Here is a 14,698-nt window from a genome sequence, read left to right on the forward strand (position 1 = left end):
GGTGGGCGCCCCCCCGTCCCGTGTGCGCCGGGGGGCGGGGATCTTGCACCCCTACAACCAGCCCCCCGCCCCGATGCGGCGTGGGGCGTTTTTACAGGTGAAACAGCGCCCCTCGCCGCATCGCGCAAGCTAGAGCACCCTGTCGGCGCGGCTCCACCGGAACAGCAGTACGGCGATGGCCGTATAGAGCACGGCTACCCCGATCACCACCACGAACGACTGACCGTCAGGGGGCAGCAACTGCGCGGAGGCTGCGGCAGCGCCCACGAAGGCCACGTTGAACAGCACGTCGTAGAGGGAGAAGACTCGGCCGCGGAAGGCATCGTCCACCGAGGTCTGCACCACCGTGTCCGTCGCGATCTTCGCCCCCTGGGTGACGAGTCCGAGGATGAATGCCGCGACGAGTATCGGTACGGGGATGAACCACAGTCCCAGCGCGGGTTCGAGGACGGCGGCCGCCGCCGCGCACACAGTCATCCAGCGGAATCGGCCGAGCTGCCCCACCGCCCAAGGTGTCATCACGGCTGCCGCGAAGAACCCCGCACCGGAGATAGCCACAGCCAGTCCCAGGAGGGCCAGGCCTTCGGATTCGCTGTCGGACCAGGCGTACCGGCACAACATCAGCACCATCACCGTCAGTGCCCCGTAGCAGAAACGGATCACGGTCATGGCCGCCAGTGCCCGGGTCGCTTGCTTCCGTTCCGCCAGATGGCGCAGTCCGTCGGCGAGCCCCCGTGCGGTGATGACCAGAGCCTCCCTCAGCCGGATGTGGGCCCCGTCCTGATCCGGTCCGAGGAGCCCGGTGGCAAGGCTGAGGGATGCCAGCGCCGAAGCGAGGTAGAGAGCCGCGCCCAGCAGCACCACCGCCGCATCGGAGTCGGCGAGTACCAGCCGCACGATGAAGGCGAGGCCACCGCCGGCCGTGGCGGCGAGGGTGCCCGCGGTCGGTGAGAGTGAATTCGCCACCACCAGTCGGTCCCTGTCGACGACACGCGGCAGCGCGGCCGAGAGCCCTGCCAGTACAAAACGGTTGACCGCGGTGACGCACAGCGCCGAGGCGTAGAAGAGCCAGTCGGGTGCGGAGCCGAGGATCAGAAGAGCGGTACAGCAGGCGAGTGCGGCGCGCAGCAGGTTGCCGTACAGAAAGACCTGACGGCGCGGCCAGCGGTCCAGCAGGACACCGGCAAAGGGGCCGATGAGCGAGTACGGCAGCAGTAGCACGGCCATTGCGGAGGCGATGGCCCCCGCCGAAGCCTGTTTCTCCGGAGAGAAGACGACATGAGCTGCCAGCGCCACCTGGTAGACGCCGTCGGCCGACTGGGAGAGAAGTCGTACGGCGAGCAGACGACGGAAGTTCCGAAGGCGCAGAAGTACGCGCAGATCACCTACGACAGGCATGTGATCAAGAGTCACATACGTTGAGGGTCCCCGGGCGGATTACCCGGGGACCCTCAAAGGTGCGGAAGGGAAGGAGCGTTGCTGCTCATCACCGAGCCGCGCCGACGCACCGTGTCCGGTCGCGTCAGTTGGCGACCTCGCCCCTGATGAACTTCTCGACGTTCTCGCGGGCCTCGTCGTCGAAGTACTGGACCGGCGGGGACTTCATGAAGTACGAGGACGCGGAGAGGATCGGGCCACCGATGCCGCGATCCTTGGCGATCTTCGCGGCGCGGACGGCGTCGATGATGACACCGGCGGAGTTCGGGGAGTCCCAGACCTCGAGCTTGTACTCCAGGTTCAGCGGAACGTCACCGAAGGCGCGGCCCTCAAGGCGCACGTACGCCCACTTGCGGTCGTCCAGCCAGGCCACGTAGTCCGACGGACCGATGTGGACGTTGTCCGCGCCGAGCTCGCGGTCGCGGATCTGGGAGGTGACAGCCTGCGTCTTGGAGATCTTCTTGGACTCCAGGCGCTCACGCTCGAGCATGTTCTTGAAGTCCATGTTGCCGCCGACGTTCAGCTGCATCGTGCGGTCCAGGACGACGCCCCGGTCCTCGAAGAGCTTCGCCATCACGCGGTGCGTGATGGTGGCGCCGACCTGCGACTTGATGTCGTCGCCGACGATCGGGACACCGGCCTCGGTGAACTTGTCCGCCCACTCCTTGGTGCCGGCGATGAAGACCGGGAGAGCGTTGACGAACGCGACCTTGGCGTCGATGGCGCACTGCGCGTAGAACTTCGCAGCGACCTCGGATCCGACCGGAAGGTAGCAGACGAGGACGTCGACCTTGCGGTCCTTGAGGACCTGGACGATGTCGACCGGGGCCTCGGTCGACTCCTCGATGGTCTGGCGGTAGTACTTGCCCAGGCCGTCGTGGGTGTGGCCGCGCTGGACGGTGACGCCGGCGTTCGGCACGTCGCAGAGCTTGATGGTGTTGTTCTCGCTGGCACCGATGGCGTCCGCGAGGTCGAGGCCGACCTTCTTCGCGTCGACGTCGAAGGCGGCGACGAACTCGACGTCCCGCACGTGGTAGTCGCCGAACTGGACGTGCATCAGACCGGGCACCTTGCCGGCCGGATCGGCGTCCTTGTAGTACTCGACGCCCTGGACCAGCGAGGCGGCGCAGTTGCCCACGCCGACGATGGCTACGCGAACCGAACCCATTCCGGTTGCTCCCTGTGTGTAATGGATGTTCCCGATGAAGCCCCGCGGATCTGCGGGGACCTCACTTTGAGGTGTCGTCGGACGGATCCGGCGGGGTGTTACCCCGGTGCCGGGGCAGGCCGTCCGTCTCTCCTGCTGTGTTCTGCTGAGCTTCGCTCCCGGGCGAGGACCGTCGCTGATCCCGTCCCGACCGCTCGCTCTCGATGAGCTCGTTCAGCCAGCGCACTTCGCGCTCCACGGACTCCATGCCGTGTCGCTGCAGCTCAAGTGTGTAGTCGTCGAGGCGCTCGCGGGTGCGGGCCAGAGAGGCCCGCATCTTCTCCAGGCGCTCCTCCAGCCGGCTGCGCCGGCCTTCCAGCACCCGCATCCGCACCTCGTGCTCCGTCTGCCCGAAGAAGGCGAAACGGGCTGCGAAGTGCTCGTCCTCCCAGGAGTCGGGCCCGGTGTGGGAGAGCAGCTCCTCGAAGTGCTCCTTACCTTCTGCCGTCAGCCGGTAGACGATCTTGGCGCGGCGCCCGGCCAGCGACGAGGCGGGGGCGACCGCACGGCCGGTAGCGGGCGGAAGGTCGGCCGGGGAGCTTCCCGGCTCCTCGATCAACCAGCCGTTGACGACCAGCGTCTTGAGGCAGGGGTAGAGGGTGCCGTAGCTGAAGGCGCGGAAGATCCCCAACGAGGTGTTGAGACGTTTGCGCAGCTCGTACCCGTGCATCGGGGATTCGCGAAGCAGACCGAGAACGGCGAATTCGAGGATGCCTGAGCGTCTGCTCAATTTCGCCTCCTCCTTCTCCGAGTGCTCCTGCGGGGCCCTGTGCCGAGCTGATGTACCGAGCTGATGTATCGACTCGATACATCATGACGATAGATCGGTCATCGCGCTGCGACAAGAGGGGCCATCGTGAACGGCGTCACATCATGAATTCGTAGGCACCGACTTGCGTCGTTTGGGGTGAAGTTCGGCCCTAGGAGGGTTTTGACCGTGCGTAGTCTGTGCGGCATGCAGACCACCGGGAACCGTGAGACGCCCGTGCGCGTCAGTCTTCGCGGACTAGCCGGATGCACTGCGGATGAGCCTGTCGCAGGGTTGGTCCGTAATTCGGGGGGACCGGATCTCAACTGCCGCTTCCAGGCGTTCTCGCCTGCCCGAGGAGTAGTCGTTCCATGAGCGAGCACCGTCGCAAGACGCCGCAACCGCAAGGTGGTGGGCGCGCAGCGGCCAGACGAGCCGCCCAGCAGTCTTCAGGACGCCGCGCCGCGCCGTCACGCGGAGTAACTTCCGAGTCACCTTCCGCTTCGCATGGCGGGGACAGCCCGTACGGCGGACGCGCCGAGGCCAGACGAGCCGCCCAGCGCGGCGGCGGGAGCCGTGGCGGCGGCGGTGGTCGTCGTCGCGGTGGTGGTGGCGACAGCGGACACGAGGGCCCGGGCAGGGGGCGTGGCCGCGGTGGTCAGCGTCCTGTCAAGAAGCGCTTCATCGACTATCCGCGCGCCGGGAAGTACGGCGTGCGGCGCTGGGTGCCGTCGTGGAAGCTGGTCTCCAGCCTCTGTATCGGCTTCCTCGGCCTGCTCATGGGCGTTGCCGGCATCGCGTACGCGATGGTTTCCACGCCCAAGGTGAAGGACACCGCGACAGCGCAGAACAACGTGTACTTCTACGACGACGGCTCGCAGATGGTCGCCACGGGCGGTGAGGTCAACCGTCAGATCATCGGTTATGCCCAGATCCCCGCCGCCATGCGGAACGCCGTCATCTCGGCCGAGAACAAGTCCTTCGAGCACGACAGGGGCATTGACCCCATGGGTATCGCCCGTGCCTTCTACAACATGGCCACCGGTGGCGAGACCCAGGGTGGTTCGACGATCACCCAGCAGTACGTGAAGAACTCCTATCTGTCTCAGGAGCAGACCCTGAGCCGGAAGTTCGAGGAGCTCTTCATCACGCTCAAGGTCACGAACGAGATGGACAAGAAGGACATCATCCGTGACTACCTCAACATCTCGTACTACGGGCGAGGTGCCTCGGGGATCCAGGCTGCGGCGCGTACGTACTACGGCAAGGACGCCCAGGAACTGAACCCGAGCGAGTGTGCCTTCCTGGCCACGCTGCTCAAGGGTGCGAGCTACTACGACCCGGCGGGCGCCCCCGAGATCGATGCGGCGGAGGCCACCGCGAAGAAGAACACCGCGCGTGCCGAGAAGCGCTGGAAGTGGATCCTCGACGAAGAGGTGAAGGACAAGCGCCTTTCGCAGGCGGAGCGCGCCAAGTACACCGAGTTCCCGATGCCCGATCCGCCGAGGAAGAGCGCCCAGCTGGGCGGTCAGACCGGCTACCTGGTCGACCTGGCCAAGTCGTACGCCCTGAGCAACGTCGAGGGTATGACGGCGGCCAAGCTGGCCCAGGGCGGCTACGAGATCCACACCACGTTCAACAAGGACAAGGTCAAGGAGCTCGAAGACGCGGTCCAGAAGGTCTACGACAACAAGATCGATCCGAAGAAGCGTCCTGAGACGGATACTCACGTCCAGTTCGGCGGCGGGTCGGTGGATCCCGAGACCGGTGCCATCGTGGCGATCTACGGCGGTCAGGACGCGACCAAGCACTACACCAACAACGCCAACCCCACGGGTGCGCAGGTCGGTTCGACCTTCAAGCCGTTCGTGCTGGCGGCGGCGATGGAGTACGGCAAACGCGACCCCTTGCTCGGCCCGGACCAGGATCTGTCGCGGCGCGAGAAGGTATCGCCGCTGAGTATCTACAACGCCAATGACAAGCTGAAGATCAAGAATTACGACGGCCAGATCTGGACCGACGAGAACGGCAAGGAGTGGCTGCAGGCCAACGACGGCCATGAGTCGAGGGGCAACATCACCCTTCGTGAGGCGATGCAGTGGTCCGCCAACTCCCCGTACGTCCAGCTCGGCATGGACGTCGGCACCGACAAGGTGAAGGACGTCGCCATGGCCGCCGGTCTCAAGGACGACGAGAACATGGCGGATTCGCATGTGCCGTCGTTCTCCATCGGTACGTCCTCGCCCAGTGCGATCCGTATGGCCGGTGCGTACGCGACCTTCGCCGCCAGCGGTCAGCAGCGCGAGCCCTACTCGGTCACCGAGGTGAAGTACGAGGGCAAATCTGTCTACCGGCACAAGGATGTCACCAAGCGTGCCTTCGGTACCGACATCGCCGACAACGTCACCGACGTCCTGAAGAACGTCGTCGAGAAGGGAACCGGTACCCCCGCGCAGCTCCCCGGCCGTGACGTGGCGGGCAAGACGGGTACGACGGACGACAACAAGTCGGCCTGGTTCGTCGGCTATACCCCGCAGCTGTCCACGGCCATCAGCATGTACCGGCTGGACGACGACGAGAAGAACACGGACCGCAAGTTCGAGAAGATGTACGGCACGGGTGGTGAGCAGACGATCCACGGTGCCTCGTTCCCGGCCCAGATCTGGCACGACTACATGGCGGAGGCCATGCAGGGTCAGAAGATCGAGACATTCCCGAAGCCGGAGCCGATCGGTGAGAAGGTCTACGGTGGCGGCGCGCAGAGCCCCAAGCCGTCGCCCACCGCGGTGGAGTCGCCCTCGCCGTCCGCGTCGGCGACCGAGTCGCCCTCGATGAGCCCGTCCCCGCCGACGCCCGACCCCAGCGACACCTGTAGCGCATGGGACTGGAACTGCCAGAACAACAACGGTGGGACCAACACCGGCGCTACGAATGGCGGAGCCGCAGGCGGTCCCGGCACCAGCCCCTCGCCGTCCTCCACACCACCGGGCGGAGGCAACGGCAATGGCAATGGCAACGGGGGCGGGAACGGCGGAATCTTCGGGGGCACAGCCGGATAACGTCCCTCCGGCCGGATGGACCGGCGATCCGGCCGACCGGACCTGGTCGAGGGCCGCCGCACCACATGGTGCGGCGGCCCTGGTCGTTTCCACAGTCCCGTACGGCAGGATGAGCGGCATGCCAAGCGCAGAAGACACGAGTGTGCACCAGGAACGGTCCGTCGTACGGCCCACGCACCAGGACGAGATCGCCGAGGCAGGCAGCGAGCTGATCGGCGGCCGGTCGGGGCGCTGGACACGGCTCGGCAGCACGGCACTCACGCCCGTGGGCGTCATCGCGCTGGTGGCCCTCGGGATGTTCGCGCTGGGCATGGTGCAGAAGCTGCCCTGCTACAACTGGGCGTGGTTCAGGGGCGCCGGTTCGCAGTACACGCACGCCTGTTACTCGGACATTCCGCATCTCTATGTCGGACGCGGCTTCTCCGACGGTCTCGTGCCGTACTTCGACCGGCTGCCCGGCGACATGCAGTACCTGGAGTACCCCGTCCTGACGGGCGTGTTCATGCAGATCGCGTCCTGGCTGACACCGGGCGGATCCATTCAGCACCGTGAGCAGATGTACTGGATGGTCAACGCCGGCATGCTGATGATCTGCGCCGTGATCATCGCCGTCTGCGTCGCCCGCACACACCGGCGCCGTCCCTGGGACGGGCTGCTGGTTGCCCTCGCGCCCGCCTTCGCGCTCACCGCGACGATCAACTGGGACCTGCTGGCCGTCGCGCTGACGGCCGCGGCGATGCTCATGTGGTCCCGGGGACGGGTGCTGGCGTTCGGCGTCCTCATCGGGCTTGCCACGGCCGCCAAGCTCTATCCCGTGCTCCTGCTGGGGCCTGTCTTCGTGCTGTGCTGGCGTGCGGGCAAATGGCGGGAGTTCGGCCTTGCGACGTTCGGGGCGGCGGCGTCCTGGCTGGTGGTGAATCTGCCGGTGATGATCTTCGCGCCCGAAGGATGGAGCAAGTTCTACGGTTTCAGCGAGGAACGGGGCATCGACTTCGGCTCCTTCTGGCTGATCATCACCCAGCGCACCGGCATGACCATCGAGACCCCGACCGTCAACCACGTCTCGGAGCTGTTGATGGCCCTGCTGTGCGCGGCCGTCGCCGCGCTGACGCTGACGGCACCGCGCAGGCCGCGCTTCGCGCAACTCGCCTTTCTCGTCGTCGCCGCGTTCATCCTTGTCAACAAGGTCTATTCGCCGCAGTACGTGCTGTGGCTGATCCCCCTGGCCGCCCTGGCCAGGCCGCGCTGGCGCGACTTCCTGATCTGGCAGGCGTGCGAGGTCATGTACTTCCTGGGCATCTGGATGTACCTCGCGTACACGACGAGTGGGGACAAGCACCAGGGACTGCCCACGGAGGGGTATCAGCTGGCGATCATCCTGCATCTGCTGGGCACGCTGTACCTCTGCGCCGTTGTCGTACGGGACATCCTCATGCCGGAGCGGGACGTCGTGCGGCGCGACGGGTCGGACGATCCGTCCGGCGGGGTGCTCGACGGGGCCGAGGACGCATTCGTGCTGGGGCGGGCGGCGCATCCGCCGCGGCACGCCGTTACCGCCGTCGAAGGGCCGCGGGTGGATTGGGGCGCGGCGCACGGACCGGCCGTCGACTGAGACGGGTCTCTCCGGGGGCCGGGCCCCCGGAGAGCGTCTCGGCGCTTTCCTACCGGTCGACGAGGCGGTCGAACTGGGTGGTCGTGTGGCGCAGATGGGCCACCAGCTCGTCGCCGACCTTCGGTTCCTGCGCGTCCGAGGGGACGAACAGGATCGACACCTGCATGTGCGGCGGTTCGGCGAACCAGCGCTGCTTGCCGGCCCAGACGAACGGCGAGAGGTTGCGGTTGACGGTGGCCAGGCCGGCGCGGGCGACACCCTTGGCGCGCGGCATCACACCGTGCAGGGCCTTCGGGGCCTCCAGGCCCACACCGTGCGACGTGCCGCCGGCGACGACCACCAGCCAGCCGTCCGAGGCGGCCTTCTGCTGGCGGTAGCCGAAACGGTCACCCTTGACGACGCGCGTGACGTCCAGGACGGCGCCCCGGTACTCCGTCGCCTCATGATCGCCGAGCCACAGCCGGGTGCCGATGCGGGCGCGGAAGCGGGTCTGCGGGAACTGCTGCTGGAGCCGGCCCAGTTCCTCGGCGCGCAGATGGCTGACGAACATGGTGTGCAGCGGCAGCCGGGCCGCGCGCAGCCGGTCCATCCAGCCGATGACTTCCTCGACCGCGTCCGAGCCGTCCGTGCGGTCCAGCGGCAGATGCAGGGCGAAGCCTTCGAGGCGGACGTCCTCGATGGCGGCGTGCAGCTGCCCGAGCTCCTCCTCCTTGACCCCGTGGCGCTTCATCGAGCTCATGCACTCGATGACGACCCGTGCGCCCACCAGGGCGTGCACGCCGTCCACGGAGGAGACGGACCGGATGACACGGTCGGGCAGCGGCACCGGCTCCTCGCCCCGCCGGAACGGGGTGAGGACCAGCAGATCGCCGCTGAACCAGTCCTTTATGCGGGCCGCCTCATAGGTGGTGCCGACGGCGAGCATGTCGGAACCGAAGCGGATGGCCTCGTCGGCGAGCCGCTCGTGACCGAAGCCGTATCCGTTGCCCTTGCAGACCGGGACGAGGCCGGGGAACTGGTCGAGGACGGATTTCTGGTGCGCCCGCCAGCGCGCGGTGTCGACGTAGAGGGAGAGCGCCATGGCCGGTCCGGAACCCTTCTGGTGGCTGCGGTGTGGGAGGTGTGCGGAGTCGAAGTCCCCATTGAAACGAATGAAGCCGGTTTCGTCAGCGGGACGACGTGTATCAGCGGCGCGACATGTAGATGTCGAGCGCCTTGTGCAGCAGCTTGTTGAGCGGGAAGTCCCACTCGCCGATGTACTCGACGGCTTCGCCGCCGGTACCGACCTTGAACTGGATCAGACCGAAGAGGTGGTCCGTCTCGTCGAGCGAGTCGCTGATACCGCGCAGGTCGTAGACGGTAGCGCCCATCGCGTACGAGTCCCGCAGCATGCGCCACTGCATCGCGTTCGAGGGCCGGACCTCGCGCCCGATGTTGTCGGACGCGCCGTACGAGTACCAGACGTGGCCACCGACGACGAGCATCGTCGCCGCGGACAGATTCACGCCGTTGTGCCGCGCGAAATAGAGCCGCATGCGGTTGGGATCCTCGGAATTGAGCACTGTCCACATGCGCTGGAAATAAGAGAGCGGGCGCGGCCGGAAGTGGTCGCGGACTGCGGTGATCTCGTACAGCCGCTGCCATTCGGCGAGGTCCTCGTAACTGCCCTGGACGACCTCGACGCCGGCCTTCTCGGCCTTCTTGATGTTGCGTCGCCACAGCTGGTTGAAGCCCTTGAGGACGTCTTCGAGCGACCGGTTGGCCAGCGGGACCTGGAAGACATAGCGCGGTTGTACGTCACCGAAGCCGGCGCCGCCGTCCTCGCCCTGCTGCCAGCCCATCTTCCGCAGCCGGTCCGCTACTTCGAAGGCGCGCGGCTCGATGTGGGTGGCCTCGACATCACGCAGGCGCTTCACATCGGGGTCCTGGATACCGGACTTGATGGCGGCCGCGTCCCAGCGGCGGATGACGACCGGCGGGCCCATCTTCACGGAGAAGGCGCCCTGTTGCTTGAGATGCGCCAGCATCGGCTGCAGCCAGTCGTCCAGGTTGGGGGCATGCCAGTTGATGACCGGGCCCTCGGGAAGGTACGCGAGGTACCGCTTGATCTTGGGCAACTGGCGGTACAGCACCAGACCGGCACCGACCAACTCACCGCTCTTGTCGAACCATCCCAGGTTCTCCGAGCGCCATTCGGTCTTCACATCAGCCCACGCCGGGACCTGGCAGTGACTCGCCGCAGGCAGATTCTGGATGTACGCCAGATGCTGCTCTCGGCTGATGGTCCTCAGGGTCAGGCTCATGCGGGGCGCTCCTCGGCAGGTGTGTCCCCATCGGTCAGGGGCTCCGGCTCTCGCGCCGAAGCCTACTGTGACCGGGGAGCGCGCCGTCTGGCCCTATGGGACCTTGCCTGTCCGTCCCGTCGGGACCCGGATGGCCCCGTCCTTGTACGGGGAGCGGCGCCAGGCCCCTGAGCGGGGTCCTCGCGCCGGGCCCGTGCGTCCGGCTGTGTCCGGTTGTGCCTGGTTGCGTCTGTCTCGAATCAGCCCACCACGCCGCCGAAGAGGCCGCCGTGGGCCATGCCGAGGAAGAACCCGATGGCGGATGCGCCCATGCCGATGATCAGCGGGAACCTCTCGCGCGTGGTCACCGAGACGTACTGCCCGTACGCAGCCGTGAGGATCCCGATGAGTCCGGCCCACGAGCTGATCAGATGCAGGCTGTGGAACATCGCCGTCACGAACGCGAGTGCACCGAGGACCAGAGTCACCGCCACCAGAGTTTGCTGGAGTGGATGGGTCTTGCCGTCCGTGGCGAGAAGGGAGACGGGAGGACGGGGTCGAATTGCCTGTGCCATGGAGTACCTCCTGGCCGAAAGGCGGCGCATCGTGGCGCCGCTCACACCCGATGTGTACAGATTGCGTCTCCTGAGCACCGGATTTCAACCGGAAGCCGGTGTGCGGGTAGTCTGTAACGTCTGCACCGGTGTCTGCCCAGGCCAGCACGTCAGCCCCTCTCGACAGAGGGTGCTGTCAGTGGCGGCTGTTTTACTCGGAGACACTGTTGCTTACGCATCACGACCCTCCTGCCACGGAACGACCGTGGCCGCTGAGTCCAAAGGAGGTGGGTTCCACATGCGTCACTACGAGGTGATGGTCATCCTCGACCCCGATCTCGAGGAGCGCGCTGTCTCCCCGCTGATCGAGAACTTCCTCTCCGTCGTCCGTGAGGGCGACGGAAAGGTTGAGAAGGTCGACACCTGGGGCCGTCGTCGTCTCGCTTACGAGATCAAGAAGAAGCCCGAGGGCATCTACTCGGTCATCGACCTGCAGGCCGAGCCTGCGGTCGTCAAGGAGCTCGACCGCCAGATGAACCTGAACGAGTCGGTCCTCCGGACCAAGGTCCTCCGTCCCGAGATCCACTGAGCATCTAGCTCAGTGGTCATCGGGTTCGAGTAGCAGCAAGCAGCCAGAAGCAATCCCCGCCGAGAGGTTCACCCATGGCAGGCGAGACCGTCATCACGGTCGTCGGCAATCTCGTCGACGACCCCGAGCTGCGCTTCACCCCGTCCGGTGCGGCGGTCGCGAAGTTCCGTGTCGCGTCCACTCCCCGCATCTTCGACCGGCAGACCAATGAGTGGAAGGACGGCGAAGGCCTGTTCCTCACCTGCTCGGTCTGGCGGCAGGCGGCGGAGAACGTCGCCGAGTCGCTTCAGCGAGGCATGCGCGTAGTCGTGCAGGGCCGGCTGAAGCAGCGGTCGTACGAAGACCGCGAGGGCGTCAAGCGCACGGTCTACGAGCTGGACGTCGAGGAAGTCGGCCCCAGCCTCAAGAACGCCACGGCCAAGGTCACCAAGACCACCGGTCGCGGTGGTCAGGGCGGCCAGGGTGGATACGGCGGCGGCCAGCAGGGCGGCGGCAACTGGGGCGGCGGTCCCGGTGGCGGTGGCCAGCAGGGTGGCGGCGGCGCTCCCGCCGACGACCCGTGGGCCACGAGCGCGCCTGCCGGCGGCCAGCAGGGTGGGGGCCAGCAGGGCGGCGGAGGCGGTTGGGGCGGAAGCTCCGGCGGCTCCGGCGGCTCCGGCGGCGGCTACTCGGACGAGCCTCCCTTCTAGGGCAGCTCGTACTCCCACTTCTTGATCACACAGGAGAAACACCATGGCGAAGCCGCCTGTGCGCAAGCCTAAGAAGAAGGTCTGCGCGTTCTGCAAGGACAAGACCCAGTACGTGGACTACAAGGACACGAACATGCTGCGGAAGTTCATTTCCGACCGCGGCAAGATCCGTGCCCGCCGCGTGACCGGCAACTGCACGCAGCACCAGCGTGACGTCGCCACGGCAGTCAAGAACAGCCGTGAGATGGCGCTGCTGCCCTACACGTCCACCGCGCGATAAGGGAAGGGTGACCGAATCATGAAGATCATCCTCACCCACGAGGTCTCCGGCCTCGGTGCTGCGGGCGACGTCGTCGACGTCAAGGACGGGTACGCCCGTAACTACCTGGTTCCGCGTGGCTTTGCCATCCGCTGGACCAAGGGTGGCGAGAAGGACGTGGCGCAGATCCGCCGCGCCCGCAAGATCCACGAGATCGCCACGATCGAGCAGGCCAACGAGATCAAGACCAAGCTCGAGGCCGTGAAGGTCCGTCTGGCTGTTCGCTCCGGCGACGCCGGCCGTCTCTTCGGCTCCGTGACCCCGGCCGACATCGCCTCGGCGATCAAGGCTGCCGGTGGCCCCGACGTCGACAAGCGTCGGGTCGAGCTCGGCTCGCCGATCAAGACGCTCGGCGGACACCAGGTGTCCGTGCGTCTGCACCCCGAGGTCGCTGCGAAGCTCGGCATCGAGGTCGTTGCTGCCTAAGGGCACAGCTCACCAGAGCAGGTGAAGGGCCGTACCCCGCGGGGTACGGCCCTTTGCTGTTTCACGTGAAACGGGGCGTCGGCCGGTGGCTCAGCGGGTGGCGCCGGTGACGATCCACCTGCCCGATCGGGTGCGCAGCCAGAGCGTCACCATGCGGACGGTCATCATCAGGGCCATCGCCCACCACAGCGCGGTCAGGCCGCCGCCGAACGTCGGCACCAGCAGGGCGACCGGGGCGAAGAGGGCCAGAGTGACGAGCATGGCCCAGGCCAAATACCGCCCGTCTCCGGCGCCCATCAGCACTCCGTCCAGGACGAAGACCACGCCGGCGATCGGCTGGGACAGCGCCACCACCAGCAGCGCCGGGAACAGAGTGTCCTGAACGGACTGGTCGCCGGTGAACAGGGGCACGAACAACGGCCGGGCAAGGACGATCAGTGCCCCGAACACCACCCCGGAAGCGATGCCCCACTGGACCATGCGTCGGCATGCCTCGCGTGCGCCCTTGGCGTCATCGGCTCCCAGGTAGCGGCCGATGATGGCCTGCCCTGCAATGGCGATGGCGTCGAGGGCGAAGGCCATCAGGCTCCAGAGGGAGAGGATGATCTGGTGCGCGGCTATCTCGGTGTCACCGAGGCGGGCGGCGACGCCTGTGGCGATCATCAGCACGGCACGGAGCGACAGCGTACGGACCAACAGCGGAACGCCTGCCTGGGCGCTGGCCTTGATGCCTTCGGCGTCGGGCCGCAGCGAGGCGCCGTGCCGACGTGCTCCCCGTACCACCACGATGAGATAAGCGGCGGCCATGGCGATCTGTGCGATCACAGTGCCCCAGGCCGATCCGGCGATGCCGAGCCCGGCGCCGTAGACGAGTCCTGCATTGAGGGCTCCGTTGGCCGCGAAGCCTCCGATGGCGACATAGAGCGGGGTTCGGGTGTCCTGCAGGCCGCGGAGTACACCGGTCGCGGCCATCACCACGAGCATGGCCGGGATGCCGAGGCTGGAGATCCTCAGATACGTGGTGGCGTAGGGGGCTGCGGTGTCGGAGGCACCGAAGACGTCCACGAGCCAGGGCGCTGTGGGGAGCGCGATGGCGATGACGAAGATGCCGAGCAGTAGGGCCAGCCAGATGCCGTCCATCCCTTGCCGGATCGCGGAGGCCAGATCACCCGCTCCGACCCGCCTCGCCACTGCCGCGGTGGTGGCGTACGCGAGAAAGACGAAGATGCTGACGGCGGTGGTGAGCAGGGCTGCGGCGACGGCCAGTCCGGCCAGCTGCGGTGTGCCGAGATGGCCGACGATGGCACTGTCGACCATCACGAAGAGCGGCTCGGCAACGAGCGCGCCGAAGGCAGGGACGGCCAGCGAGATGATCTCGCGGTCGTGCCGTCGACGACTGGGCGGCAGAGGTGCCGGGGCCTGGATCATGGGGGCCAATCTAATCTTCCACAGGTAATGGATGCAATGGGTACGCAGTCCTTACATTTATTGCTACTCGGCTTTCTCTCGTGCGCTGTTTGTCGTGATCTTGTGCTGACTCGGAAAGTTTTTCTCCCCCACAGCCCGTGGATGGAGAAACTCCAGGTCAGAGCCTTGATGGTGCGGGTGTTATGAGTTTGTCCACAGTGCTGTCCCCCGCTCCGTGCACAGGTTCCGGAGAGTTCTCCACAGCATCTGGTCCGTCGTCCACATGCCCTGTGGATAACCAGATTGGCTGACGGTGCTGAGCGGCCTACCGTGGTCCGGCGCCCGCACCCCGTTCCGGCCCTGGAACCC

The 14,698-nt window shown here is 66.6% G+C and carries 13 protein-coding genes; 6 read left to right on the forward strand and 7 right to left on the reverse strand.

Annotation, left to right across the window (positions count from 1 at the left end):
• Positions 1-129: 129 nt before the first annotated feature.
• From ACFVYE_RS26690 to ACFVYE_RS26700, 3 genes are all read right to left on the reverse strand, one after another.
• Positions 130-1,398 carry an MFS transporter gene (locus ACFVYE_RS26690; RefSeq protein ID WP_383978522.1) on the reverse strand — a complete coding sequence of 423 codons (1,269 nt, stop codon included), beginning with the start codon at positions 1,396-1,398 and terminating at the stop codon, positions 130-132.
• A 124-nt stretch (positions 1,399-1,522) separates the two neighbouring features.
• Positions 1,523-2,605: an inositol-3-phosphate synthase gene (locus ACFVYE_RS26695; protein ID WP_383978524.1), complete on the reverse strand. Its 1,083-nt coding sequence runs from the start codon at positions 2,603-2,605 to the stop codon at positions 1,523-1,525.
• Between the two features lie 61 nt (positions 2,606-2,666).
• Positions 2,667-3,374, reverse strand: coding sequence for a helix-turn-helix transcriptional regulator (locus tag ACFVYE_RS26700; protein ID WP_383978527.1), 708 nt, complete (start codon positions 3,372-3,374; stop codon positions 2,667-2,669).
• Between the two features lie 389 nt (positions 3,375-3,763).
• Here ACFVYE_RS26700 and ACFVYE_RS26705 point away from each other — a divergent pair, with 389 nt between their 5' ends.
• Both ACFVYE_RS26705 and ACFVYE_RS26710 read left to right on the forward strand, forming a co-directional pair.
• Positions 3,764-6,451: a transglycosylase domain-containing protein gene (locus tag ACFVYE_RS26705; protein WP_383978530.1), complete on the forward strand. Its 2,688-nt coding sequence runs from the start codon at positions 3,764-3,766 to the stop codon at positions 6,449-6,451.
• 118 nt (positions 6,452-6,569) lie between these two features.
• Positions 6,570-8,063 carry a glycosyltransferase family 87 protein gene (locus ACFVYE_RS26710; RefSeq protein WP_389607514.1) on the forward strand — a complete coding sequence of 498 codons (1,494 nt, stop codon included), beginning with the start codon at positions 6,570-6,572 and terminating at the stop codon, positions 8,061-8,063.
• A gap of 49 nt (positions 8,064-8,112) precedes the next feature.
• Here the strand turns inward: ACFVYE_RS26710 and ACFVYE_RS26715 are convergent, their stop codons facing one another.
• The 3 genes from ACFVYE_RS26715 to ACFVYE_RS26725 form a co-directional block, all read right to left on the reverse strand.
• Complete coding sequence (locus ACFVYE_RS26715) at positions 8,113-9,144, reverse strand: alanine racemase (protein WP_093895066.1); 1,032 nt, start codon at positions 9,142-9,144, stop codon at positions 8,113-8,115.
• A gap of 103 nt (positions 9,145-9,247) precedes the next feature.
• Positions 9,248-10,366, reverse strand: a complete 1,119-nt coding sequence (locus ACFVYE_RS26720) for a lipid II:glycine glycyltransferase FemX (protein ID WP_383975471.1) — start codon at positions 10,364-10,366, stop codon at positions 9,248-9,250.
• Between the two features lie 239 nt (positions 10,367-10,605).
• Positions 10,606-10,920, reverse strand: coding sequence for a hypothetical protein (locus ACFVYE_RS26725; protein WP_383975473.1), 315 nt, complete (start codon positions 10,918-10,920; stop codon positions 10,606-10,608).
• 277 nt (positions 10,921-11,197) lie between these two features.
• Between ACFVYE_RS26725 and rpsF the strand changes: the two genes are divergently transcribed.
• From rpsF to rplI, 4 genes are all read left to right on the forward strand, one after another.
• On the forward strand, positions 11,198-11,488 hold the full coding sequence (rpsF, locus tag ACFVYE_RS26730; RefSeq protein ID WP_018957345.1) for a 30S ribosomal protein S6: 291 nt from the start codon (positions 11,198-11,200) through the stop codon (positions 11,486-11,488).
• Between the two features lie 74 nt (positions 11,489-11,562).
• A complete protein-coding gene (locus ACFVYE_RS26735; RefSeq protein WP_189276614.1) occupies positions 11,563-12,177 on the forward strand; it encodes a single-stranded DNA-binding protein in 615 nt (204 codons plus the stop codon).
• A gap of 43 nt (positions 12,178-12,220) precedes the next feature.
• Entirely contained in the window at positions 12,221-12,457 is a 237-nt protein-coding gene (gene rpsR / locus ACFVYE_RS26740) for a 30S ribosomal protein S18 (RefSeq protein ID WP_003967857.1), read from the forward strand.
• A gap of 18 nt (positions 12,458-12,475) precedes the next feature.
• Positions 12,476-12,922 (forward strand): 50S ribosomal protein L9, encoded by a 447-nt coding sequence (rplI, locus tag ACFVYE_RS26745; RefSeq protein WP_093895069.1) that lies wholly within the window; start codon positions 12,476-12,478, stop codon positions 12,920-12,922.
• 90 nt (positions 12,923-13,012) lie between these two features.
• Here the strand turns inward: rplI and ACFVYE_RS26750 are convergent, their stop codons facing one another.
• The gene (locus ACFVYE_RS26750) at positions 13,013-14,350 is read right to left on the reverse strand and encodes an MATE family efflux transporter (RefSeq protein ID WP_383975476.1); all 1,338 of its coding nucleotides are present in this window, start codon (positions 14,348-14,350) and stop codon (positions 13,013-13,015) included.
• Positions 14,351-14,698 lie beyond the last annotated feature (348 nt).

Source organism: Streptomyces sp. NPDC058239 (genome assembly GCF_042882185.1).
Classification (GTDB): domain Bacteria; phylum Actinomycetota; class Actinomycetes; order Streptomycetales; family Streptomycetaceae; genus Streptomyces.